Source organism: Calothrix sp. NIES-3974 (genome assembly GCF_002368395.1).
Classification (GTDB): Bacteria; Cyanobacteriota; Cyanobacteriia; order Cyanobacteriales; family Nostocaceae; genus NIES-3974.
Map to the genome: position 1 here is coordinate 416,865 of NZ_AP018254.1, position 25,335 is coordinate 442,199.

General features: G+C 40.9%; 23 protein-coding genes, 1 tRNA gene and 1 other annotated feature. Of the genes, 11 read left to right on the forward strand and 13 right to left on the reverse strand.

Features of this window, described 5'->3' with window-relative positions:
- Nucleotides 1-62 precede the first annotated feature (62 nt).
- From CDC37_RS01560 to CDC37_RS01570, 3 genes are all read right to left on the reverse strand, one after another.
- Nucleotides 63-1,184 (reverse strand): mechanosensitive ion channel family protein, encoded by a 1,122-nt coding sequence (locus CDC37_RS01560; protein WP_096620173.1) that lies wholly within the window; start codon nucleotides 1,182-1,184, stop codon nucleotides 63-65.
- 296 nt (nucleotides 1,185-1,480) lie between these two features.
- Entirely contained in the window at nucleotides 1,481-2,578 is a 1,098-nt protein-coding gene (locus CDC37_RS01565) for a mechanosensitive ion channel family protein (protein WP_096620174.1), read from the reverse strand.
- A gap of 1,066 nt (nucleotides 2,579-3,644) precedes the next feature.
- Nucleotides 3,645-4,925, reverse strand: a complete 1,281-nt coding sequence (locus CDC37_RS01570; RefSeq protein WP_157780621.1) for a hypothetical protein — start codon at nucleotides 4,923-4,925, stop codon at nucleotides 3,645-3,647.
- A gap of 435 nt (nucleotides 4,926-5,360) precedes the next feature.
- Here CDC37_RS01570 and CDC37_RS01575 point away from each other — a divergent pair, with 435 nt between their 5' ends.
- Both CDC37_RS01575 and ccmS read left to right on the forward strand, forming a co-directional pair.
- Nucleotides 5,361-5,627, forward strand: a complete 267-nt coding sequence (locus CDC37_RS01575) for a hypothetical protein (protein WP_096620176.1) — start codon at nucleotides 5,361-5,363, stop codon at nucleotides 5,625-5,627.
- Between the two features lie 38 nt (nucleotides 5,628-5,665).
- The gene (ccmS, locus tag CDC37_RS01580; protein ID WP_096620177.1) at nucleotides 5,666-6,097 is read left to right on the forward strand and encodes a beta-carboxysome assembly chaperone CcmS; all 432 of its coding nucleotides are present in this window, start codon (nucleotides 5,666-5,668) and stop codon (nucleotides 6,095-6,097) included.
- Between the two features lie 594 nt (nucleotides 6,098-6,691).
- Here the strand turns inward: ccmS and rplL are convergent.
- The 8 genes from rplL to rplS all read right to left on the reverse strand — a co-directional run bounded on the left by rplL (nucleotide 6,692) and on the right by rplS (nucleotide 10,997).
- Nucleotides 6,692-7,081, reverse strand: coding sequence for a 50S ribosomal protein L7/L12 (rplL, locus tag CDC37_RS01585; protein WP_096620178.1), 390 nt, complete (start codon nucleotides 7,079-7,081; stop codon nucleotides 6,692-6,694).
- 81 nt (nucleotides 7,082-7,162) lie between these two features.
- Nucleotides 7,163-7,705 (reverse strand): 50S ribosomal protein L10, encoded by a 543-nt coding sequence (rplJ, locus tag CDC37_RS01590; protein WP_096620179.1) that lies wholly within the window; start codon nucleotides 7,703-7,705, stop codon nucleotides 7,163-7,165.
- Nucleotides 7,706-7,854: 149 nt separating this feature from the next.
- Nucleotides 7,855-7,991: a sequence feature (ribosomal protein L10 leader region), on the reverse strand.
- Between the two features lie 102 nt (nucleotides 7,992-8,093).
- Nucleotides 8,094-8,804, reverse strand: coding sequence for a 50S ribosomal protein L1 (gene rplA, locus CDC37_RS01595; protein WP_096620180.1), 711 nt, complete (start codon nucleotides 8,802-8,804; stop codon nucleotides 8,094-8,096).
- Between the two features lie 89 nt (nucleotides 8,805-8,893).
- Nucleotides 8,894-9,319: a 50S ribosomal protein L11 gene (gene rplK, locus CDC37_RS01600; RefSeq protein WP_096620181.1), complete on the reverse strand. Its 426-nt coding sequence runs from the start codon at nucleotides 9,317-9,319 to the stop codon at nucleotides 8,894-8,896.
- A 6-nt stretch (nucleotides 9,320-9,325) separates the two neighbouring features.
- Entirely contained in the window at nucleotides 9,326-9,970 is a 645-nt protein-coding gene (nusG, locus tag CDC37_RS01605) for a transcription termination/antitermination protein NusG (protein WP_096620182.1), read from the reverse strand.
- Nucleotides 9,970-10,191 carry a preprotein translocase subunit SecE gene (gene secE, locus CDC37_RS01610; protein WP_096620183.1) on the reverse strand — a complete coding sequence of 74 codons (222 nt, stop codon included), beginning with the start codon at nucleotides 10,189-10,191 and terminating at the stop codon, nucleotides 9,970-9,972. The genes nusG and secE overlap by 1 nt, the downstream gene beginning before the upstream one ends.
- Nucleotides 10,192-10,392: 201 nt before the next feature.
- Nucleotides 10,393-10,465, reverse strand: a tRNA-Trp gene (locus tag CDC37_RS01615).
- A 169-nt stretch (nucleotides 10,466-10,634) separates the two neighbouring features.
- The gene (gene rplS / locus CDC37_RS01620; protein WP_096620184.1) at nucleotides 10,635-10,997 is read right to left on the reverse strand and encodes a 50S ribosomal protein L19; all 363 of its coding nucleotides are present in this window, start codon (nucleotides 10,995-10,997) and stop codon (nucleotides 10,635-10,637) included.
- A gap of 143 nt (nucleotides 10,998-11,140) precedes the next feature.
- Here rplS and CDC37_RS01625 point away from each other — a divergent pair, with 143 nt between their 5' ends.
- From CDC37_RS01625 to CDC37_RS01645, 5 genes are all read left to right on the forward strand, one after another.
- A complete protein-coding gene (locus CDC37_RS01625) occupies nucleotides 11,141-12,106 on the forward strand; it encodes a glycosyltransferase family 2 protein (protein WP_096620185.1) in 966 nt (321 codons plus the stop codon).
- Between the two features lie 541 nt (nucleotides 12,107-12,647).
- Nucleotides 12,648-13,886, forward strand: coding sequence for a glycosyltransferase (locus CDC37_RS01630; RefSeq protein WP_231943187.1), 1,239 nt, complete (start codon nucleotides 12,648-12,650; stop codon nucleotides 13,884-13,886).
- Between the two features lie 49 nt (nucleotides 13,887-13,935).
- A complete protein-coding gene (locus CDC37_RS01635) occupies nucleotides 13,936-14,865 on the forward strand; it encodes an NAD-dependent epimerase/dehydratase family protein (RefSeq protein WP_096625807.1) in 930 nt (309 codons plus the stop codon).
- A 364-nt stretch (nucleotides 14,866-15,229) separates the two neighbouring features.
- Complete coding sequence (locus tag CDC37_RS01640) at nucleotides 15,230-16,186, forward strand: glucosamine inositolphosphorylceramide transferase family protein (protein ID WP_096620186.1); 957 nt, start codon at nucleotides 15,230-15,232, stop codon at nucleotides 16,184-16,186.
- Between the two features lie 29 nt (nucleotides 16,187-16,215).
- A complete protein-coding gene (locus CDC37_RS01645; protein ID WP_096620187.1) occupies nucleotides 16,216-17,526 on the forward strand; it encodes a bifunctional folylpolyglutamate synthase/dihydrofolate synthase in 1,311 nt (436 codons plus the stop codon).
- A 166-nt stretch (nucleotides 17,527-17,692) separates the two neighbouring features.
- On the opposite strand, the gene CDC37_RS01650 is transcribed toward CDC37_RS01645, so the two are convergent.
- Nucleotides 17,693-18,997: an ABC transporter substrate-binding protein gene (locus CDC37_RS01650; RefSeq protein WP_096620188.1), complete on the reverse strand. Its 1,305-nt coding sequence runs from the start codon at nucleotides 18,995-18,997 to the stop codon at nucleotides 17,693-17,695.
- A gap of 177 nt (nucleotides 18,998-19,174) precedes the next feature.
- Between CDC37_RS01650 and pilM the strand changes: the two genes are divergently transcribed.
- The 4 genes from pilM (at nucleotide 19,175) to CDC37_RS01670 (ending at nucleotide 24,477) form a co-directional block, all read left to right on the forward strand.
- On the forward strand, nucleotides 19,175-20,281 hold the full coding sequence (pilM, locus tag CDC37_RS01655; RefSeq protein ID WP_096625809.1) for a type IV pilus assembly protein PilM: 1,107 nt from the start codon (nucleotides 19,175-19,177) through the stop codon (nucleotides 20,279-20,281).
- Between the two features lie 4 nt (nucleotides 20,282-20,285).
- Nucleotides 20,286-21,065: a PilN domain-containing protein gene (locus tag CDC37_RS01660; protein WP_096620189.1), complete on the forward strand. Its 780-nt coding sequence runs from the start codon at nucleotides 20,286-20,288 to the stop codon at nucleotides 21,063-21,065.
- Entirely contained in the window at nucleotides 21,062-21,844 is a 783-nt protein-coding gene (locus CDC37_RS01665; RefSeq protein ID WP_096620190.1) for a pilus assembly protein PilO, read from the forward strand. Before CDC37_RS01660 ends, CDC37_RS01665 begins: the two co-directional genes overlap by 4 nt.
- Nucleotides 21,845-22,191: 347 nt before the next feature.
- Entirely contained in the window at nucleotides 22,192-24,477 is a 2,286-nt protein-coding gene (locus CDC37_RS01670) for a type IV pilus secretin family protein (protein ID WP_096620191.1), read from the forward strand.
- 362 nt (nucleotides 24,478-24,839) lie between these two features.
- Here the strand turns inward: CDC37_RS01670 and CDC37_RS01675 are convergent, their stop codons facing one another.
- Complete coding sequence (locus CDC37_RS01675; protein ID WP_096620192.1) at nucleotides 24,840-25,082, reverse strand: DUF4351 domain-containing protein; 243 nt, start codon at nucleotides 25,080-25,082, stop codon at nucleotides 24,840-24,842.
- Nucleotides 25,083-25,335: the final 253 nt, after the last annotated feature.

Here is a 25,335-nt window from a genome sequence, read left to right on the forward strand (position 1 = left end):
CTGTTCACTAACTATTTAGGATTGCTGTATCAACTTCAAAATAAAACAGTATCAGTCCTGTTTTAAATGGTTACGGGTGCTTCGACATAGAGATTGGGTTCTTGCATACTAAAGGCAATCCCATAATCTTTAAATTGGTGAAAAATCTCATCGTTAGCAAGTTCTAATAATCTTTTTCTTAACTGTATCGAACTTTCCGTCGAACCCAGGATAAAAAATGTCACCCGCGCTCGACTTTTTTCCTGTTCGTGGACAATGGCAATATTCGTACTTCCTGGGTCAATTCCAAACAATAAATCTGTGCTGCTTTGAATAATTTGTCGGACAATTGCTTCTTCCCGTTCATCTAAGAGTTTGGTAAAGTTAAAATTCAACAGTACCATAATTTTTTTACCACGGGTAATATTCTCTATTTCTAAAGTCGCTAAAATCGAATTTGGTACTATTAACAAAGTACTTTTGGCTGCAATCCGAATTTTTGTCGAACGCAAACCAATGGACTCAACCCGACCAAATACTTCCTCCAATAATCGAGATGAAGAAGGTATGCGAATATATTCACCCGGTAGAAAAGGTCGATCTAAATACAGTACTATAGTACCAATAATTTGTTCTAAAGTTTTTTGAGCAGCAAAGGCGATCGCAATTCCACTGATACCCAAACCAGCGAAGAGACCAAATAGGTCAAAGCGTTGATTTGCAAAGGTGAGAACAGCAATCAATCCGATGAGGACGTTGATGACAGTTTCAATGATGTTGAGGGATTCATCGATTCCCTGACCGAAACTTTGGACAATTGCGATCGCATACACACGCAAAATTTGACGCATGAGTTGGGAAGCGAACCAAGCAGCACTAGCAATGACGGCAAAATCGGCAATGAATTGCAGAAAATCATATACTTGTTGGTATTGTTCCAGCCATTTTAAAGACAGAGAAATCAGGATAATGGTGACAAAAACTTTCAGAATTCCGCGAATCGGCTCTAATAAATTATCATAGATAACACCAGCTTGGTGAGGTAAAAATCTCCGTAAGGTAATTCTCAGGAACCAAGGAGTATATCGACCAATCACAAAGGAAAGCAAAAGAAATCCGACAAATAAACCCAATCGAGTTAAAATCGATTCTCCTGTTTCGCTTTTGAGGAATACTCCCATTTCTATCCAAGAAAAAATCATCATTTATATCTATTGAAAATTTACTAAATACTAAATAATAATTTTCATCATCATGTAACTTCGTCAATTCTTTGATTTCCAATATCTAAGAGGATGTTTGTCAAGTGTCAATCAATACTTTATCAACCACTTCTTGAAGACATGAAATAGGCTCGAACAGTATATTTTTCGTTATAAACTATCCCTGATTTTCGTACAGATGCGACATGTTGCGTCTCTTTCTACTCGCAAAAAATGAGCTTATTAAGGATTGAAATCGACCTTTAAAAAATTCTCTAAAATTCCTATCTAGACGGATTTTAAATAGTAATTGGTGCATCAATATATATAGTTGGTTCTTCAATTTTAAATCCCAGTTCATACTCATGAAGTTTTGTGGCCATTGTTTGAGCTGCCACATCCAATAATTGACGACGTAACTCAAAAGAAACCTCTCCAGAACCAAGAATAAAAAAAGTAATTTGAGCTTGAGTTTGCAATTCCTCTGTGCCATTACTAATTTCCCGGAAATTAACATCCGTATTACGTGAATCCAGTCCAAAAATATTATTTGTACTATCAATAATAATTTGCCTAATTAAAGCCTGCTCTTCCTGATTAATAACCTGGTGAAAAGTCAAATTGATAATTGCCATGACTTTTTTTGCACCCGTAAAGTTTTCAATATTGGTTTGAATCAAGGAGTTATTTGGGACAATCACAATAGTTCCTTTACCAGAAGTACGAATTTTTGTGGAACGCAAACCAATCGATTCTACCCGACCAAAAGTTCCATCTGGTAAACCGATATAATCATCCACAACAAAAGGTTGATCCAAATAAATTACCACACCTCCCAGTATTTGTTCTAAAATTTTCTGTGCTGCAAAAGCAACCGCAATTCCTCCAACTCCTAAACTAGCAATTAAACCAAAAACATTAATTTCATGGGTTTCAGCAAAAACAATAATTATGAGAATAATTGCTAGCAGATTAGCAACATATTTACCAATAATTAATAATTCGCTATTAACTTTTTTACCTTTTTCAACAGCCGTTTCCAGCAAATAGATATCGAATATCTGTTTAATGATTTGAAAAACTAACCAAGTAGTCGTAATTACTAACGACAAACTTACCATTAATTCAAGGCTAGGAAACTTACCAGCTAAAGTTGATATCCACAGAATAATATCAGTTATGAATAAAACAACAACGACACCAATTAATTGTTGACTTTCAATAGTCAAAATTTGTAGTTTAGAGGCGAAATCAGCAGAAAATAATCGATTAATTAGGGAAGTAAATAAATTTAATATCAGTTGACTTTTTTGGAAAATCATTAAACTGATAAAACTGCAAATAAATGATAATATCCCAATTTGCAGAAAATTATTCTCCCATAAATTTTGAGACATGGTTGAAAATTTAGTTATGACTTGAATAAAGGTCAAAATGTTTAAGTTAAGCTGTGATTATGACCCTGGGGTAAAAACCACCAGACCCTATTTGCGATCGCCCTAACTTCAATATAATGCGCAAACGCGTAGTTTGTACGTTTAATATTCAGCGATTTATATGGAGTATCGCGAGGTGATAACATCTATACCAATGGCTGAAAATATCTTACAGAGCCAACTTACCCATGTCTAGGTTAACTGGTACAATTCTCTCTCTAGTTCTCTAAAGGTAACGAAAATAACTAGAAAGGTTTACGAGAATAATACATGTACATAATATAAATAATAGATATTTTTCAACGCAGTCCCCTATATCGTTTAAACACAAGCAAACAAGAAAATCGCTTATTCCCAATTACTACTCCCTACATCCTATTTTCTAACGAGATAAAGTTTTTAATTACTCCCCCTACAGACGAGACATGTCGTGTCTCTTCCCGTACCATTGTCCCCTTGCTTAAATGTATTATTTATTTGCACAACTACTTAGAGGATGTTTGGAAAGTGTTAATCACTACTGACTTAAGCATCTTTTTTAATAGGGTAAACAAGCTCAAACGGTATATTTGTCATTATAAACTATTCCCGATTCCCCTACAGACGTGACATGTCGCGTCTTTTCCTGCTCCCAAAAAACGAGCTTGTTAAGTATTAAAGTCGAATTTTAAAACATCCTTATATACTAAGACCTATCTTATTGATAAAATCTCCATACCAGAGATACCCCATTCACTATTAAGGAGAGGGACATGTGTAATCTTGACAGTATTTATTTGTGGGATTATTTTTTCAGTATTCTCTGTAAATATTGTTGATTAGATAGAAATTGTATTTGATTTTTGTTGCATATCCTATACTAGCGCTAAAAAATAATTACACCTTTTTGAATAGTCACCTATTTCCTAAAGACCTCAGTCATTTCAATATTTAAATTAGATTCTGATATCAGATGATTTTTAATAGTAAATACACCCAATTGAGGCTAAATACTAAATATTAGAGATACCTAATCAAATCATGGTCATTAATTCCTAGTTGGAGAAGCTAACTCCTGATTAATCAAATCTCGTTCTAGTTTCTCAATATCGCTAGTTTGAAAATACGGCTGAAATGTCGTTTGAGAAATATCACGAATAGACGAAAAAACGGGAATAGATGTTGATTCTGGATTGGTAACACTTCGCTGAAATCCTTGCTGTAAATTACTCGAATTAGTTGTGGTTGAATTTGAATTATATCGCTGACGATAACTGGAATTTGCTGATACAGAAACTTGGGAGCGGTTTTGATTTAACTTGACTACTTGCTGTTGCCATTGCTGTATCTGTTGACGAGATTGTTGATAAAAAGGACTATTTTTCCTCACTAAGCTAGCTTCATTAATTGCAGATTGCAATGACACAATATCACCATTTATAGCAGTTTTACGAGCATTTTCCAGATAGGATTTATCTTCTGCTGATTCTAGCCTTTTTTCTAGGCTACTAATTAGTCGTTGTGCATCTTGATAATGTGTATCACTAATTACTAAACTAGCTTCACTAATCGCTAGACGCATATCATGAACTTTACCACTTTTGGCCAGATTACGGGCTTTCTCTAATTGTACCGAATCTCTGTGAGAATCCCCCCGTAGCCCGTCTACATCTGAGGATAACAAATCCTGATTTCTAGACTTGTTACGAGCAATTTCTGCTTCCTTCTCTTGCTGCTGGGTAATTTTTTCTTCTTGTTCTATTTTCTCTGCTTGTTCCCGTATCCCTTGAATATGCTGAACTAATTGGTAATACTGACTACCAGACCAATATTCATTTTTGACTTTTTTTAAGCCTTTAGCCATTTCCAGTCCCTTGTACCATGTATCTCGTTCTTGCAGATTTACCACATTTTTGGCTTGTTCATAAATACTTTCTCCCTGTTCCCATACACTTTGCCAAAATTGAATTTTTTCTCTAACTATAGAATAGTTAGGAATATTTTCTGAAACCTCCTCTAGGGTCTCAATAACTGTGGGAAAATCTCCCTGATGGAAGGATTTTTCACTCACTTCCAATAATGCATTTAACCATTGATTAATTAAGCGATCGCTATTTTCCCGTAAAGGGTTATCCCGCGGTATCCGATTAGCTAAATTAATCGCGGTGACTAATTTCTGTGCATCTTGCACATCCACCATTGTCGTTGCACAATATATCAACTCTCCAGCATCATTTTGAACTGCTGAATCACAACTTGTGACATCAGGTAGCTTTAGCAAGTAAATCAATGCACCTACTCCTATTCCCATACTTGTAAGCGCAATCATCAAAATGAAATACCAGCATCGCTGAGAACGACTAGGGTGATAATTAATAATATTCACGCTGTCTACACACCGAAAACCATAACTACCGTTCTATGGTTCCCAATTAATGTGTCACCAATTATAGGGAGAAATACGGATTTTTGCGCCAAAAAGACTGTTTTGCCGATATTTTGACTATCTTGTGATTTTCATATTTCTCGAATTAATATACTCATGAATAATTTGTCCCCAGGATGTAAATTATTAGAAGCATCACCTCAGTAATAGTACGTAAATTAAATTAATTTTAGTAACGGTTTATTTCTGATTTTAAAAAACTAATAAAATTAGGAAATCATGAATTAAATCCAAATCGGAAGCTAGCTATATTGAGGCGAGAAAAATTACCAACATTTCTCGACCGTTTCAATTCCCTATATTTATCTTTCTTGACTCATGGTTACAGTTTATTTACCCCTACCACTGCCATCACAAAACTCTAATTACCCATTTCCGGTTTGGTTAAGATTATGTGATTGTGACAAAAATCTCAACATTGGCGAATATCTGGTAATTAACCGTAGCCCTTTGATGAAATCCTTTACTGTCTGCATCAAATATTGCGATGAAGAATATGCCTTAGTGACAGCAAATTCCGAAATTATTAATTTAGGAATTAGTTATTTTACCTCGATGTATGAAAGTTACCAAAAATTGGTATAATTGCTTTTAACATCATTAACTTTTCTCCACTGGCAATTATGTTTGCATCTAACCCATCCCCTACATCTGATAGCAAATGGCAGCATCAACTGGATCGATTTGTGAAAGACCATCAAAGGAATTTAGCTGCTTTAGCTTGGGGATTGTGGTTAGAAAATCAACGTAATCAAGGAACTATTGGGATTGATTTAAAACCCAAACCTCCTCGGTTTGTTTATTGTCCGGATGAGGCGATTCAGAAACTCAACGATAACGTTGAAAATAGATTGCAGGAAATCCTCGGTTTAATTGAACACTATAACCCAGAAATTGAAGTTCTCATGATTGCCATTGGGAACGAACAAATCAAATTGATTTATTTTCAACCCGATACACCTCCACCCCAATGTTTTGCAGAAATAGCAAAAGATATAGACACAATGTTAACAGAAATTGAAACCCTACTCGGACTCTTGGATTTTGGATTTTAGATTACCCTACGGGAAGCCGCACTACGTGCGTCTATGGATTTTAGAGCTTAGAGTAATTAAGGCTTAAGTAGGGCTTACTGAAAAATAGTAATAGTAAAGACGGGATATATAGCGTCTCTATATTTTGTAAGGAGAGGCTGAAAAACCTGGCATTTGTCATTTTTGGGGTCTTGTGAAAAGTGAAATCCGTAGGGTTAAAAATATTTCCTGTACAGACGCGACATATCGCGTCTCTCCCTATTCCCTACCCTGACTAAAAAACTTTTTCCGCAGACCCTTAGCATTAATTCTTAAACTGCAAGATTTGAGTTAATCTAACGTGAATTCGACAGATAAAAAGAATCCCTCTCCAAAGCTCTCTTTCTTGAGAACAGAGGTTTTGAAATAATTGATTCTTGATTGAAAACTACGGATTTTCTACCCCTCTATGAAGTCGGAGAGGGGTTGGGGTGAGGTTCACCGAACTCACATTAATTTACAAAAAAACCTGTGGAAATACACAGGTTTTAATGATTCTCAAATAAAGCTGAAAAATTCATCATGATGTAGCAGTAATCTATAAAATACCGCTACTTTGGCATAAAAATAATCAAATTACTTGATTACAACTTTACCACCAGCTTCTTCGATTTTCTTCTTAGCTTCCTCAGCTTTCTCTTTCGCGACACCTTCAAATAATGCTTTCGGTGCAGCTTCTACCAGGTCTTTCGCTTCTTTCAAACCTAAACCGGTTAATTCACGGACAATCTTGAGAACAGCAATTTTCTTATCTGCGGGTACAGACTCAAGAATTGCATCAAATTCAGTTTTCTCTTCTTCCACCGCAGCAGGTGCAGCACCAGGTGCAGCCATCATCATCATTCCACCAGCAGGTGCAGCTGCGCTAACTCCAAAAGCTTCTTCAATTTGTTTCACAAGTTCAGAGGCTTCGAGAAGGGTTAAACCTTTCAATTTTTCCAAGATTTCATCGGTTGCAGCAGACATTTTTCAAACTCCTAATAGTCGATAATTGAATTATTGATTGATTGCAGCAAACCTAATTGCCAAAATCAATAGCAAGGGAAATTACGCAGCTTCACCGTCACCTTTTTCTTTGTCGGCAATAGCTTGAATTGCGCGTCCTAAACCAGTTGGAACTTCGTTGATACCGATAGCAATTTTGGCTGTAACTGCGTTGATTGCTCCAGCAATTTGAGCCATGAGTTGCTCTTTCGAGGGTAAGTCACCAAGGGCTTTAATATCTGCTTCTTTTAGCAGTTGTCCGTCCATGACACCACCGCGAAGTTCGGTTTTTTTGGTGGCTTTTTGGAACTCTTGGTAAGCTTTAATGGCGGAAGAAAAATCCTCTTTGACGAGAACAAAGGCGTTAGAACCTTTCAACAAATCATTGAGAGGTTGCCATTTTTCTTCTTCTTTGATGGCAATACCCATGAAGGTGTTTTTTGTCACCTTACAAACTGCCCCGCTCGGACGTAGTTTCCGCCGAAGGTTGGTGATTTCTGCTACTGTCAATCCTTGGTAATCAATGACGAATGCCAAGGTTGACTCGCTGAGGGTTTGTTTAAGTTCTTCAACAATTTCCCTTTTGTTTTCTATTGTTCTACCCATCCGTTCTCACCTCCTGTGTATGGGTAATTGATGGGTCATGGGTTAGTTTTTGATGATGGTGCATCATGCACATCTCCAAGTCGCAATAAAGTTAACCCCGGCTAATTTTTCCTGAAAAAGCCGGGGTCAGATCGAGTTTCGAGGTTAGCTAGATTAAATCTAAATTTGTGTGGAAAGAAAATTATACATTTCCACAACAAAAATCTAATTATAATTTTTGCTTTTACCTCGGCAGGAAATTAAGCTATTAAGCACCTGCTGTCTCCGGCATTGAGCGCAATCTCAAATATTTTTAATTGGAGATGGGAAATTATCCATAGGTTTACCAAATTAACTTTTAACAGATAATTGACACCGATGCAACCCCATCTCCTAAATTATTGCGAGATTAGGCTTCTGCTTTCATGTCTCTGAGGGCGTTGATATCAACGCTGATGGAGGGTCCCATTGTGGAGGCAACATAGAGACTACGCCAATAACGACCTTTGGCTCCAGAAGGTCGGTTACGGTCGATGCTTTCTTGCAGAGCTTTGAGGTTGATTAATAAGTCTTCTGGGGAAAAGGAAGCTTTACCAAACATAACGTGGACGATACCACTCCGGTCGGCTCGATATTCTAGTTTCCCAGCTTTAAATTCTGCGATCGCAGCCGCGACATCTGGTGTCACTGTACCACCTTTGGGTGATGGCATCAAACCCCGTGGACCGAGTAATTTACCTAATTTTGCGACCTGGGGCATTACATCGGGGGTGGCTATCAATTTATCGAAATCCATCCGCCCTTTGAAAATTTCGTCAATCAGTTCTTCTGAACCTACGATGTCCGCACCCGCATTACTCGCTTCGGTTACTTTTTCTCCACGAGTAATAACTGCTACTCTCACCACGTTACCAGTTCCTTTAGGTAAGGCTACGGTCGTCCGCAGTTGCTGGTCGGTATATTTGGGGTCAATACCTAAGCGAATATGGGCTTCGGCTGCTTCGGGAAATTTCGCTGTTGCTGTTTCTTTCAACAATGCGAGTGCATCTAATGGTGCGTAATCTCGCTGTTCTACTTTCGCTTGTAATTCACGCAAGCGACGGGATACTTTTTTGGCCATTTTTTACTCCTGGGGTGCTGCGAGAATATTCTCTCCCCCAATTCTGTGATGTTGTACTTGTAATTTTGGATGGGATTAATAGGCTGTGATTAGTCCACAACTGCCACACCCATATTTTTCGCCGTTCCGGCAATGATTTTCATCGCTGCGTCGATGTCGTTCGCATTTAAGTCTGGCATTTTGGTTTGGGCAATTTGCTTTAATTGCTCACGGGTAATGGAACCGACTTTTTTCTTGTTGGGTTCGTTGGAACCGGTTTCGATTTTCGCTGCTTTTTTAATCAATACCGATGCGGGGGGAGTTTTGAGAACAAAGGTAAAACTCCGGTCTTCAAATACCGAAATTTCTACCGGGATCACCATACCCGCTTGGTCTGCGGTTTTGGCGTTGTATTCTTTACAAAACGCCATGATATTGACACCATGTTGACCCAAAGCTGGACCAACTGGTGGTGCGGGGTTGGCTTTACCCGCTTGTAATGCCAGTTTAATAAGGGCTACAACCTTTTTCGCCATTTCTAGTTAGCTCTGCTTTTGAACCTGATTAAATTCCAATTCGACGGGTGTTTCTCGTCCGAAAATTGAAAGTAAGGCTTTTAGTTTACTCCGTTCTGGACTCACTTCGATTACCTCACCTTCAAAGTCCTTGAATGGACCAGAAAGCACGACTATTTTATCACCTGTAACCATATCAATTTTGACAACAGGTTCTTGTTCGCTGGTTTGTTTAAATATCCGCTCCACTTCTGAGTGACTCAGGGGAACTGGTTTGACGTGACCGCGACTTTTAGCACTTCCCCGTCGTTGTTCTGCACCCACAAAGTTAATCACATGGGAAGTATTGCGGACTACTGACCAGCTATCGTCATCCATGATCATCTTCACCAACACATAGCCGGGAAAGACTTTTTCCTCACTGTGATGACGACTTCCATCCTTACGGATTTTTACCGCCGGTGTGTGGGGAATTTCCACTTGAATAATTTTATCGGCAACATCGAATGTTTGAATCCGCTGTTCGATGTTGGTTTTTACGCGTTTCTCACAACCCGAAGCAACTTGGACTGCATACCATCTGGCTTCGCGGACTGCATTGCCCAATTCGCGATCGCTTGTATCGTCGGAATGCAATGCTGAGTTATGTCCTTCGTCTGTAGCAGAATTCATCAGAATACCTGTTTAGCTGCCCATATAAAAAAGTTATCTACTAGATATATCAACGATGCGGAGAGTGTCACCATCAATAACACCCCAGCCGATTCACTAAATAACTGTTTACGACTGGGCCAAACTACTTTTTCAAATTCTTCTTTGGTACCTTGCAAAAAGTTACCAATGCTGAAACCACTCGGGGTTTCTGGCATTTCCGCTTCGCTTTTCTTCGCCATAACCGCGTATCTCCCCGATCTACAAAATAATTTTTTGACCTAAATGTTAGAAGTGAGTAGAAGATACTCAATTTGATTGCCACCCTGACATCAAGGTTCTAAGGGTATAAACAAAAATATTACCCGAAATAGGATTGCTCTTGCTGTACTATTTTACAGCGAATGCGTCAATTCCGGGTAGCAGTCTTTTGAAAATACGAGCGCGCCCTGGAGGACTTGAACCCCCGACATCAGGTTTTGGAGACCTGCGTTCTACCAACTGAACTAAGAGCGCTTAAATGTATCTTGAATTCAGTTTATTGCGCTTGACTTTTACTATTATAACGCAACTTGGCATTATTTTAAATTATTTTTGTCGGTTTTTTGATGGTGGGTACAATTTATTTTCACAAAGGGGCGCTCGATCAAGCCTGCTTTATTGCCAAACCAAGCGAATTCTCCAATTACAAAGGACGATCAAAACGTTGTTTAATCCGGGTAGCTTTCCCAACTCGTTCCCGTAGATAGTACAGTTTGGCACGTCTGACTTTACCGCGACGGATGACTTTAATACCATCAATCCGGGGGGAATGGAGCAAAAACACCCGCTCTACTCCCACGCCTTGGAAGACACGACGCACGGTAATGGTTTCGTTGATACCGGAGTGACGACGGGCAATCACCACACCTTCGTAGGGCTGAACCCGGAATTTGTCGCCTTCTTTAATTTTGACACCGACACGAACTGTGTCACCAATATAGATATCGGGGATATCTGACTTTAGCTGTTCCGCTTCAATGGAGCGGATAATCTCTTGCGCGTTCATGCTCATTTTCAAAAACTCACAATCAATAATAATAAATCGACAAATGCTTTTTAGTCTAGTTATCTTGGATGGGAGGGTTTTTCGGAGTGCATTGCTTTAAGGATGAAAGTATAAGATAAAACTTTATATTGGGATTGTGGGGTATGCGGTTTAGTGTGGTAATTACAACCTATCAGCGTTTGGAGTGGTTGCGGAGGGCAATTGATTCGGCCTTAAATCAAACGATTGACTGCCAGGTTGTGGTGGTGGATGACTGTTCTCAGGATGGTACGGATGAATACATGCGCAATTTATGTACACAGATGCAACAGCGTGGGGAGTCTCGGTTAGTATACCATCGTAATTCCGTAAATAGGGGACATGCGGCCAGTGTGAATGTGGGAGTGGAAGTAAGTAGTGGGGATTGGATTAAGTTTTTAGATGATGATGATTATTTAGCACCGGATTGTTTAGAAAAAATGAGTGACGCGATCGCTCGACATCCGGATGCGGTGATTTGTTCCTGTGTTGCAGCTCAGGTTGACCCGATGGAAACGGAAATCAGTCGGACTCCGGTGTTTGGCCCAGGTAGGGCATTCTATGTCCCCCAGGTGGATATCCATTATGCCATGCTGTTGGAGTTATTGCCCTTTGGGACACCGGTACAGGTTGCATGTCGTCGTGATGCTTTTTTGAGTACGGGGGGTTGGGATTCGAGTTTGGATACCAATTGTGATGATATCGATTCTTGGATTCGGATTGCCCAGTTTGGGGATGCGATTTTTATTAATGAATGTTTGGCTTTTCGGACAATTTGGACTGGTGCATTGAATGCCAAGTTTTCTCTGCAAGACCGTTTGGATACGAATATTTTGATGAAGAAGAAAATCTACCAGTTGGTAGATGGTATCCATCGTCCGAGAATGCCTAGCTTTGATGCGGTTCGTCTGTATTTACGATTGCATTGGTTGATGGTAGCTATCAAAAATCGTAATCTCAGCTATGTACTGGAAATAGTTGATCTCTCGTTACTGTCTTTGACTGCGTGGCGTTTACTGATTACTGCTGCGATCGCTCGTCGCTGCCGTCTTCATCATAATTCTATCCGTAAGTTGGTATTGATTGAATAGTCTCGGTTACCCGTTGCTCTCTATTGACGCAATGTATCTGCTGGAATTTATCTGAATTCACCCATAGCTTCATCAAATTTTCATATAAAGTTTCCCATAATACTAAGTGCTAATCCCTGTTTAGGTAGTAACATACAGTCAGTATAACAGAGTTAAAAAATAAAAAATTACTGTTCCTTGAGGGTTGGTGCAGCAAACTTAGTATAACTTAGTTTAACTTGGTTAAAGTTGGCAGAAACTAGCTTCAGCTAGTAATAATTTGCCAAATACGGGAAGTTTAGTCCATCTTAACCCAGGATTAGGTACAAACTATCTATCCATCTCGTGGTGTACATGGGTAAGTAGGTTGTTGCGCGCTAGCTGTTTTAAAACCTTATTTATGACTGACGAGTGCGCCAGTCATCAAACCTTTTTGTCACCTATTTTTCGCGGCTAGTTTCAAAATATTATCAATATCTCATTTTCTCCAGAGATGAGAAATCACCTTTGTTTATACATTTACAGGTAATCAACCCTATCAAAAAAATAATTGAGGTGCAAAATGGTCAAATTCAGCAGGCGGAAAATTAACGATTTTTATCAACTATTTCAAAAAATATTAGAGCGGTATCAAGACAGAATTGAACGACGAAGAATTATTACCCTAAAGCCGGAAAAATCATCCATTGGAAATGTTTTAATATCCTATATTACCAAACCATTTTTACCCAATATTACTCCGGAGCAAATTCGTTCCCATACCCAAATGTGGGAATGCCAGCAAATGGCTCAAACCTTCCTGGATATGGGTTACTGTGTGGATGTAATTAATTTCTATAATGATATATTTATCCCCGAAAAAAGATACGATTTCTTTATTGAAACACGCTGGAACCTACAACGGTCTGCACCCTATTTAAATCCAGATTGCATTAAAATATTTCACGCTGACACAGCCCATATTCTCTTTCACAACGCCGCCGAAGCCAAAAGACTATTAGACCTACAACAAAGACGAGGAGTCACCCTCGCACCCCGTCGTTTTGAACAACCAAACCATGCTTTAGAGCATGCTGATTATGCGATGGTATTGGGTAACGAATTTACCGTTGGTACATATAAATATGCCAACAAACCGATTTATCCTATATCTGTCTCGACACCAGTAACTTATCCTTGGAATGAAAGCAAAGATTTTGATAAATGTCGAAAAAACTTCCTATTTTTTAGTAGCGGAGGAATGGTTCACAAGGGATTAGATTTGGCTTTAGAAGCGTTTGTAGAAATGCCAGATTTTCATCTGACAATTTGCGGACCAGTTGACAAGGAAGATGATTTTGTGAAAGCATATTATCGAGAATTATATGAAACAGAAAATATTCATACTGTGGGATGGGTTGATGTCAGCAGCGATAAATTTCAGGAAATTGCTGATAATTGTATAGGTTTAGTCTATCCATCTTGTTCTGAAGGTCAATCAGGAGCAGTAATTAGCTGTTTACATCAAGGATTAATCCCTATTCTCAGCTATAAATCGGGAGTTACCGTTGATAATTTTGGTTTGATTCTTCCTAATTGTTCAATTCCGGCAATTAAACAAGCCGTAAACCGTATTTCCCAGGTGTCAACTGCTGATTTAAAATGGATGTCGCGCCAAGCTTGGGAATACGCAAGAGCAAATCATACCCAAGAAAGATTTGCCCAAGTCTACAAAGAAACTATTGAGAAAATCCAGCAAAATCATAATTCACGGCAATCACTGAATCCTCAAAAACTTCCAGTTGGAGTTAACAGATTTTAGATTAGATTTTGGATATCTTGGATATTATAGAAACACAGGTAAATATCCCATGCATTTTCTAGTTACAGGTGGTGCGGGTTTTATTGGTTCCCATTTGACTGAGGTATTACTGGAGCAAGGTCATCGAGTCACAGTTATTGATAACCTATCCACTGGGTCAATCAATAATCTACCGCAACACCCCAGTTTACAGTTTATCCGCAAAGATATTCTCGATTGTCAAACAACAGATTTTGATGAGAAAATTGATGGAATAGCCCATTTGGCAGCTTGTCCTTCGGTGACGGAATCTTGGTTAAAGCCCCGTTCAGCCCATGATCACAATTTATCAGCCACAATGGCTGTAATTGAGCTATGTCGGGATTTAAACATACCCAGACTGGTATTTGCTAGTTCTGCTGCGGTATACGGAAATCAAACCACCTTACCGATATATGAAGATTTAACTCTCAAACCCCTTTCCCCCTACGGTTTGCAAAAACTAGTCAGCGAACAGTACGCCAATTTATTTAGCCAGAATTTAGGGTTTTCCTTTGTGGGTTTACGGTTTTTTAACGTTTATGGTCCAAGACAATTACCCAATTCCCAGTATTCCGGGGTAATTTCGATTTTTAGTGCGGCCATGAAACAGGGATTGCCCATTACAATTTACGGAGATGGTAGTCAGACAAGGGATTTTGTCTTCGTCAAGGATGTGGCGATCGCATGTTCCCAAGCTTTAACGACAGAATTGTCCCCAGGTACTTGTATTAGTTGCAATATCGGAACCGGGAAATCCACTTCTCTAAGGGAATTAGTCATCACCCTCAATGAACTATTTCCCCAATGGTCAGCAGGTACAAGTTTTGCCGAACCGAGAATCGGAGATATCCCCCACTCCCTTGCGGATATTTCTAAAGCCAATTCCTACTTGGGTTTCTTCCCCCAGTATTCCCTCAGTCAGGGTTTGAAATTACTAATTGAGTCCTGGGAAAATTAGCTAGGGAGTCGGGAGTCGGAGTAGACCACTTTCACGGGTTTTGGTGTAATCCTTACGTGATGGCTATTCCTAAGTCCCCACCTCCAACTCTCTGTATTTCAAGTGAGTAAACACACCTTAGAGGATGATTGGAAAGTATTAATTATCACTATTTTGATTATCGTCCTGACTCTGGACATGGCCTTATAAAGCTAATTTTTCCTTCGAGAGTACAGACGCGACATGTCGCGTCTCTTCCTATTCCCAAAAACAATAATTCAAGTATTAAAAATGACTTTTTAAACAACCTTCTAGAATCCTACTCCCCAGTCTCAAGCAATTCATTAAAAAATCAAAAATAACTTTCCGTAACCAAAAAACCAAAATGAGTATTGTGAAATCAGTCATCAAAAAATCAATTAAACCCTTAGTATACAGCTTACCTCCCAAGTTGTTAAATCAACTTCCCATTGGATTACCAGATAAAGCATTACAATGGTCGATTGGTATCTACACAGGTTCATCGCCTTTTGATTTAAAATCACCACCAGACATCAAAAATCCCGTTTTAAGTCGTCGGGATGTGACGGATGTCCGCGCTGGATTTATTGCCGATCCCTTCATGATTCAGGTGGAGCAAACCTGGTATATGTTTTTTGAAGTTTTTAATAATGAAACCTCCCGTGGTGAAATTGGATTAGCCACCAGTCCCGATGGAAGAAAATGGAAATACGAAAAAATCGTGATCGCCGAACCATTTCACCTTTCCTATCCCCATGTATTTGAGTGGATGGGAGAATATTATCTGATTCCAGAAAGTTTTGAAGCTAAATCAATTCGTTTATATAAAGCCTCAAAATTTCCCACCCATTGGCAATTTGTCGGTAATTTGATGAGTGGAGGTATTTTTTTAGATGCTTCCCTAATTCGCTATGCTGACAAGTGGTGGCTATTTACGGAAACAAACCCAGAACATAAATACGACACCCTCCGATTGTTTTATGCTGACGAATTACTGGGAAATTGGCAGGAACATCCCTTAAGTCCAATAATTCAAGGTAATGGTCATATAGCTAGACCCGCTGGTCGAGTGATTATGCATAATCATCAAATCATTCGCTATACTCAAGATTGCGACCCAGATTATGGTATTCAAGTGCGAGCTTTCGCCATTGACGAATTATCCACCACCACCTATCACGAACAAGAAGTTTCACCTCATCCGGTGTTAGTCCCCAGTGGTCAAGGGTGGAATGGTTCGGGTATGCACCATCTTGACCCTCACCAACTTCATGATGGCACATGGATTGCTTGTGTGGATGGTCGAGTGTTAGTGGCATAATCTTCCCCAAAAAATCCTCACACTGTTACATGCAAATTGATGCTATCCTCAAGCCTTTTCAACGATTTGGCGTTCATTTGGGACTCCAACGCATTCATAGCCTACTATCAGCGTTAGCTAATCCCCACCATCGAGTTCCCATTATTCACGTAGCTGGAAGTAATGGCAAAGGTTCCGTATGTGCCTATCTTTCTGCTACCCTGACGGCGGCAGGGTATAAAACCGGACGCTACACCTCCCCCCATTTAATCGATTGGAATGAACGGATTTGTATCAACGAGCAACCGATTTCCCCAGTGGATTTGTCGCGAGTTTTGGAGCAGGTGAGAAAAGCGACACCAGAAAACGGGGAATCACCAACCCAATTTGAAGTGATTACGGCTGCTGCTTGGCTATATTTTGCCCAGCAGCAGGTTGATATTGCGGTGATTGAGGTGGGTTTGGGGGGAAGGTTAGATGCAACGAATGTGGTTGATAATCCCTTAGTATCAGTAATTACATCTATTAGCCGGGAACATTGGCAGCAATTGGGACCAACGGTGGCGGATATTGCTAGGGAAAAGGCTGGTATAATTAAACCTGGTTGTCCGGTGGTGGTGGGACAATTACCGGATGATGCTAAAGGGATAGTAGAGATTCGAGGGAAGGAGTTAAATTGTCCGATTTATACACCTTTACCGGGGGAATTAGTCAATGGTAGTGAAGGGGAGTATCTGGTTCGGGTCAAATCTTTGTTTAGTTTCGAGGAGATAACCTATCCTTTGGTTTTAAATGGGCAGATTCAACTAAGTAATTCTGCCTTAGCGGTGGCAACTTTGGAAATACTACAGCAGCAAGGTTGGGATAAAATTAATAGGGCAACCATTGCCCAGGGAATGGGTCAAGCGAAATGGCCAGGACGGATGCAATGGTTAGATTGGCCAATTCAGAATAGCTCTAGCTTCAGAAAAATTTTAGTGGATGGAGCTCATAATCCAGACGCAGCTAGGGTTTTACGGGATTATATTGATTCTTTAGTGGTTCCCCATGTGACTTGGGTCATGGGGATGTTAAGTACTAAAGAGCATCGGGAGGTTTTTAAAAACCTCTTGCGATCGCACGACCAATTATATCTAGTACCAGTTCCTGACCACAGTTCTGCTCAACCGATCGATTTACAGCAGTTGGCTTTACAGGTGTGTCCAGATTTACGGGATTGTCAGGTGTTTGATGATTGTAGGGAGGCTTTAAATCATGCTTGTAGTGATTCCGGTGAGGATACAGGGAATTTGGTCGTGCTATGCGGTTCCCTGTATTTGATTGGGAATTTGTTACGGAATTATCGCAGGGAACAGATTTGATGTATTCCTGAATCGGAATGTGAATCGAAAATTTAACATTGTGACGTTGCATTGTGTAGAGACGCGATATATCGCGTCTCTACAATGATTTTGGTTTGAATACAAAATGTAGGCAAATATAATTCATGCCCAAATTCAACAACACCGTTTTTTCTAATCCAAAATCCTACGTTCGACTATTCCATTCCGACTCCGCATCCGCGATCGCTTGTTCAATGGTTTTTTTGTCTAACATGGCAGCTTGCAGATTTTCGTAGATAGCTTTTTGCAACAGTTTAATGTCCTTGAGGGTGGGTTTGAGAACTTCTGCTTGCTTGAGTTGTTCTGCACTGTTGATTCTAGCTTGATCAAGGGTGGTGGGGTTCGGTGGTAATTGTTTGAAATAGGGGTCTTCCAGGGATGCAATGGTGGAAGGTAACACATTTGCAGCCTTGGCAAATTCTAATTGATTTTGAGCATTGGTAATAAATAAGGCAAATTTTAACGCCGCATCCGGGTTTTTACTGTCACGGGGCACAACTATATTCATCACTGCGACATTTTTCTTACCCGTATCTCCACTGATTTGGGGTGCGGTTTGGGATGCCTTAGCTACATTCGGAGCGTTTTTCTCGATTTGACGGAGAAATTCGGGCCCTGATGTTAAAAATGCCGTTTGTCCTGCCTGATATAACTGAATTCCTTGTCGATGCCCTTTTGTTAAAGCTTCCCTGGGTAATAATCCTTGTTTGTATAAATTTACCCAATATGTAAAAGCAGCCTTCCCAGCAGGGGAATTAAAGGCAGCCTTACCCTGGTCATCAACTAGATCCACACCCATCTGCACAAAGGATTCTAACACTTCTCCGGAATCCTGCGGTACAAAAGTGGCAAAAAAAGCATATTTTCCGGTTTTTTCGCGAATTTCTTTGGCAACCTGTGCAAGTTCTGCGTAAGTTTTGGGTACTTTATCTATACCAGCCTGTTTCAGTAAATCGGTGTTATAAATGGTTAGCCGGGTGGTGAGATACCAGGGAATACCGTAACTCCGACCATTGAGGGTGCTGGCTTTCCAAATGTTAGGTAAATAGGAGGAACGGACTTCATCGCTAATCTTTGTATCTAGGTCTAGCCAAGCATTGCGACCAGCTAATTGGGAAGCAAAATCGGGATTTAGGTTAACCACATCCGGTGGCGTTTTGGCGGAAACAGCTGTTAAAATTTTGTTTTCCATGCCATCCCAGGGAACATCAACCCAGTTTACCTTTATACCTTGATTTTCCTTTTCAAAGGCAGCGATCGCAGTTTGAAAATAGTCAGTAAATTGGGGTTTGAGGGCCATTGTCCAAAACTCAATTTGACCGGAGTTAGAACTGGTGGAAGCCTGATTATTGGTATTGCTTTGGGGATTACTACAACTGACAATCCAGGTTGTAAAGATGCCTAACAATGCCCAAATTGTCATGCGTCGAAATTGTCGGATTTGTATCATGGCGTTTGTGATTTATTTAACAAAAATGGGGTGAAGTACTGATGTGGAATTTTCGTGATTATAAGCTCAACGAATTACTTCGTGGCAAGTGAAGTTTTTTATGATCGATTAGATGAACTGAAATTAATTGAGCAAATTTACAAAGTAGTACAGAGTAGCAGTCCTACGGGCAAAACAGTGATTAAAAGCTTAAATAAATTATTTGCAAAATCAAGTCAAACGGTTGGCATCGAACTTTCACCAGAAAGAGTTAATTTGGCTTGTCTGCGCAAACAGCGCCAAGGTTTAAAACTAGAAGCAATTTCCTCTGCCCCAGTTCCCGAAGGCGTATTTGAGAACGGACAAATTGCCGACCCACCAGCAATGGCAAAAATTATCCAGCAATTGCTAACAGAAAACAAGATCAAAGCCTCCCATGTCATCAGTGGGGTTCCGGGACGGGAATCGATTGTGCGTCTGATTCCGGTTCCAGCTGAACTTGATGACCAGGAATTGCGGGAAATGGTACTCAACCATGAAGCTGGTTTGTATTTACCCTATCCCCGCGAAGAGGCTGATGTAGATTACCAGAAGTTGGGATACTTTGTCGATGAGGATGGGATTGAAAAGGTACAAGTTCTGTTGGTGGGAACCCGCAAGGACATTGTTGACACCTATATTCGTACCTTTGAACAGGTTGGTTTACAGGTTAAGGCACTGGAAATCAACAGTTTTGCCCTAATTCGGACAATCCGTGAACAACTGCGTCAATTCGGACCCCAGGAAGCCGTGGTACTGGTGGATATTGAATTTGATAGTACGGAAATTGCCATTATTGTCAACGGTGTACCCCAGTTTTCCCGGACAGTGCCAATTGGTACATACCAAATGCAAACAGCCCTATCACGGGCCATGAGTTTACCTCCATCGCGGGATATCGATTTACTCCTGGGGATGACCATCCCTGCGACATCAATGGATGGGGGGAAAACCGGACAGACTGCTGTCAACCCTGGTATGGCAGCAATGATGCGGGTTTTAGGTGAACTGACCGATGAATTGCGTCGTTCCATCGATTTTTATCTCAACCAAAGTGAAAATCTGGAAGTAGCCCAAATTTTCCTCGCTGGTTCTGGTGGGGGAATAGCCCAACTGGATGAATTCTTTACCCAACGTTTGAGTTTACCTACCACCCAAATTGACCCGGTGAGTGCCTTGTCCTTGCAAATAGATGAGGAAAAATTTTCCCCAGTCCAAAGACCGGGTTTAGGAATTGTTCTAGGTTTAGGAATGCGGGAGGTTTAAACCCATGTATGGATTAGATATTAATTTTCTCAAAGACCGAGCTGCCTATAATCCGAGTGGGGGTGGCAAAGTTAATCGTGCTTCGCGACCACCCGCAGAACCTGGTAGTATGACACCTCTATTTATTGGTGTGGGGGTGGGACTATTTTCCCTCGCACTAGTGGGAACTGGTTGGTGGATACTCCAAGCCCAAAATAGCCAGCTAGATGAATCTATTGCCCTGTTAGAACAGGAAAATCAAAAACTGGAAGCCGAAATTGGCGACATCAATAAAATCCGCGAAGAAATCACCAGAGTTAAAGGTGAAACCCAAGCCCTAGTGACAGTTTTTGACCAAATTCGTCCCTGGTCAGCCATGTTACAGGACGTACGCGATCGCATTCCCACTTCGGTACAACTGAGTAATATCGAACAAACTCCCCCAGCAGCAGCAGAGGAAGGTAAACCCAGTCCCAATCCCGCAGGAGGGGTGAAAATTAGCGGTTATGCTCGGACATTCAACGATGTCAATGATTTTCTCTTGACCCTACAACAATCCCGATTCCTCAAAGCCGGTGACACCCGCATTACCTCCGCTGAATTGGGAGATGCACCCATACCCCCTAACCTTGATACCAGCAATAATGCCATAATTAAACTACCAAAAGTAGTTAAATATACTATCGAATCGAGTTTAAGTGAAGTTCCCGCCTCCGAATTAATGCGGGAATTGGAACAAAAAGGAACCGTCGGCTTAGTGGCTCGGATTCGGAATTTACAGCAAACAGGAGCGTTAAAAAGATGACTTTCACAGATGAGATGAATTTTATCGAGGAAGGCGCACTAGGTGACAATCCTGGTTATCCTGTGGTGTTTGGTATTACCTTTACCCCCAAAGTGATTGGTATTTTGGTGGGATTTTTAGGGGTAGCAGGAGCAGCCTACATGGCTTTGAATTTAGCCATGCCAGCTTGGGAAGAATTTCAAAGCAAACAAGCCAAACAAACCGATTTAAAGACCCAAATTGAGCAAAAAAAAGCCAGTATCGCCCAAATCGATGATGTTAAAGCTGAACTAGCCCAAGCAAAACGGCAAAACCTCCAGGTTCTAGGATTATTTGCCAACGAAAAAACCCTCGACACCCTCCTGTTAGACCTTAACCGCGTTGTAGAAGCGGGAAACAACCTACTACCAGCCAACGCCGTTCGTTCCCGATTACGTAAATTTGAACCCACAGGACAAAAAACTGAGGTAATTACCGACGGTTCCCTCGGTGCAGCCATCAACGGTAAATTAAAACGCAGTTCCATCAACATTCAAGTCACAGGAACCTACGAACAAACCCAGTCAATTTTACGCAATATCGAGCGTCTCCAACCCCTACTATTGGTGAAAGAGTACAAATCGGAACTGAACCAAGAAGTCGAGATGATTGGCAACAAACCAATCCGTCGCATTGGACCAGTTGGTATAAATAGCAGCTTTCAACTTCAAGCTCTGATGCCTCTCAACCCCGAAGAAGTCGCAGCCGCCAATAAGGCGAATGCGGCAAATGCAGAAGGTGAAGCTCAACCTCAACAGTAGGGGAACTAGACGAAGGGAAGTAGTCTAAGGAATTAATTTTAAAGCTTGTAGTAATTGCTTTCGCTCTTTATTCAAGAGATAAATACTCTGTTCCCTATTCCCCAGGAGACGACCCGACGGCTCGTATCTATTCCCCACTCCCTAATTTTCCAAATTGCGGAAATTACGTAGTTACTTTCGCGGTAGTGATGGGAATAATACAGTAAACAATCATCGTTAACAGTAAAGCGTTAACAAAGAGGTAGTAAAAACTACTAAAAGCTCCCAGCACTGATAGCAGATTACCTATGCTGCTAGCTAGATACTTATGCACAATCACTAAATCGATTTCAGGTGAGGAATGAACTGTGAAACAGATTCACGGTAATGGTTTAACAATAAGTGCCGTTGCGATGGTTGTGTTGGCAGCACAACCAGTAGCGGCACAGATATCTCAGATTACAGGCGTGCAAGTTAGCCAAGCTGACGGTGGAGTGAATTTAGTCTTAAACACCGCAGCAGGCGATCGCGCCCAAGTATTTACGACTCGGCGAGGTAACGCCCTAGTCGCGGACATCATTAATACGCAATTACGTTTACCACAAGGGAATAACTTTCGTCAAGCAAATCCCGCCCCTGGGATTGCCGCAGTGGAAGTTAGCCAACTCGATGCCAACAGTGTTCGGGTGACAGTCACCGGGGAAAGTAACGCCCCCGAAGCATTACCCATCATGCGTGGTCCATCCAGACTCACCTTAAGCGTGACACCCTCCTCCGCACCCAGTACAGCAAATAACACACCCAATACCCCCGTAGCCCAAATACCCGTTCCCTCACCGGGAATGAACACCCAACCAGCCCCAGCAGCTGGGACAACCCAACCATCCTATCCCGCACCCCCCTTTCTGCCCCGCGCCGTCGCGCCACCAGTTGGCGACATTGCGATTTCCAACACCGATGCGTCACCTAGCACGATCGACCTGGGAACCCAAGAACGAGTACCCCGGTTGGTGTTGCGGGATGCGCCAGTTCGGGAAGTCCTCTCGTTGTTGGCACGAGCCGCAAATATGAATTTGGCTTTTGCTGGTCCAAGTGAAGAAGGTAAAGATGGCGCGAGAACTTCTGTTGTTCAAGAAAACACAGGTAGTACAGAAAGAGTCATATACCAAAGAATATCATTAGATATACAGAATGAACCTGTACAAGATGTGTTCAATCACGTATTACGCTTAAGTGGTTTAGAAGCAAATCGCAGTGGACGCACGATATTTGTTGGACCAAGGCTTCCAAACTCAACTCGTGACATGGTTGTACGTAATATTAGACTTAACCAAGCAGCAGTACCAGAAATATTAAGAGTTTTAGTTAACTTGGGAGCAGAAAGTGCTGTCAATGCGGAACAGAAAACCAGAAGAGTGACAACTCAAGTCGTTGGTCAAGAAAATGACAAAAGAGAAACAAATGAAGATACGGATCTAACTGCTCAACGAATAATCTTTACTGATTCAGTACCGATTCTGCGAGGACTACAAGTGTCAGGAGATACTAGAACCAATACAATAACATTAGTTGGGCCGTCCAAATTAGTTGAAATTGCCTTATCTCAGATAACTCCCCTTGATGTTCGCCGTCGTCAAGTAGCTGTTAATGTCAAGATTGTTGATGTTAACCTCACGGGTATTAAGGACTTCAACTCTAGTTTCTCCTTTGGAATAGTTAATAATTTCTTTTCTGTTGATGGAGGTAACGCCTCTGCCAACTTTGGAGGTTCCCGACCCGCAAACCCAACTGAAGCAGCTAATAGTGTAACCAGTACACCAGTAATTCCTAACCCAATTAGAGCAGATGAAGTTTTCTTAGGGGATAGATTCTTTGATCGTAACGGGAGACCATCTGCTGACCCCTCAGTGAGTGGAAATCCTCTCAGTGTTGGAATTACCAATTTTCAGCCAGGTACACCCGGTAGTCCGGATGTTTACACATTCAACCAACCATCTTTATACCAGTTTCCTAAACGTTTTTTGGCTTCTATTCAAACTCAGGTACGTAACCAAAATGCGAAGATTCTGACCGATCCAACCTTGATCGTACAAGAGGGTCAGACGGCCGATGTTAGACTAACTCAAGAGGTGGTAGGCAATATTGAAAGGCAAATCACTCGCGGTGATGGTACTTCTTCTGAAACAATCACAGCGAAGAAAGAAACTGTTGGTTTAACTTTAGCTGTCAAGGTAGATCGAATAGACGATAATGGCTTTATTTCACTATCTGTTGCTCCTACCGTAGCATCTCCTCAAGCCCCAGATTTTATTAATACAGGCAATGGTAGTCAAAGAATATTCTTGGTTTCTACACGTTCCTTAACTTCTGGAACAGTGCGTTTACGTGATGGTCAAACCCTTGTTCTAAGCGGTATTATCCAAGACCAAGATAGAACAAGTGTTTCTAAGTTGCCTATTTTGGGTGATATTCCTTTACTTGGTTCACTGTTTAGAAGAACCAATCGCGAAAAACAACGAAATGAAGTAATCGTCTTACTCACACCCCAGATTCTCGATGATTCTGAACGTAGCTCCTATGGCTACAACTACAACCCCAGTCCAGAGGTGCGACAAATGCTCGAACGTCGTGGCTTACGCGTACCGAGAAAATGAACTGATTATGGATTACCCTTCGGTCGATCCGCTAGCCTAAAGGCATGGCTTTCGCCAACGCGTCTATGGATTTTAGATTTTGGATTGATTTTTTCAGGAATTTCAATTTCTTGGTGGGTAGCTAAATATTTTTGTCGGACATTACCATGATTGTGGTAATGTTTTTGACTTTTTTGGGGTAGTGTAAGCTAAAATTGGACAAGCAAGATATAGAACCGACAGAATCATTGGTTATATATCTATAGGAATCCTACTTGAATCTTGTTAGGGATATCAAGAAATAAAGCTTTGTCAGACAAGCTTCGGCGTAATAGGTATTTTCATAAATCAAATATGATTCCTACAGCTTTTGTGATTACGAATTACGAATTAGTATCATTTGTATGGGTAGCTAACCAATTTTCTAGGTCTGCGATCGCATTAAAATCCAATAAAGCCTCACCCAAGTCCTCCAACTGGGACACCGATAACCGTTGAATCCTTTCCTGCAACTGGGGAGTTAAAGTTCCGACACGACGATTGAGTTGGCGTAAAACCATCTCTCGTTTTCCTTCAATTCGTCCTTCAATTCGTCCTTGACGTTGCCAACTAGTAACAATTTCCATAACTTCTTCCTCTTATCTTACCGCAGGCTATTACGTAGCTTGCTTCCCGCGTAGGGGGTATTACAAATTACGAGTTAGTATCACTTGTATGAGTAGCGAACCAATTTTCTCGGTCTGCGATCGCGCTAAAATCCAATAAATCCTTATCTTAACAATAGCTTTAATCTTTGTCAGAGAAAATACAAAATAAATACATCTATTTTTCCGGAAATTGGGTTACGCAACTGAATTCATAGATAGGAAGGATTTCAAA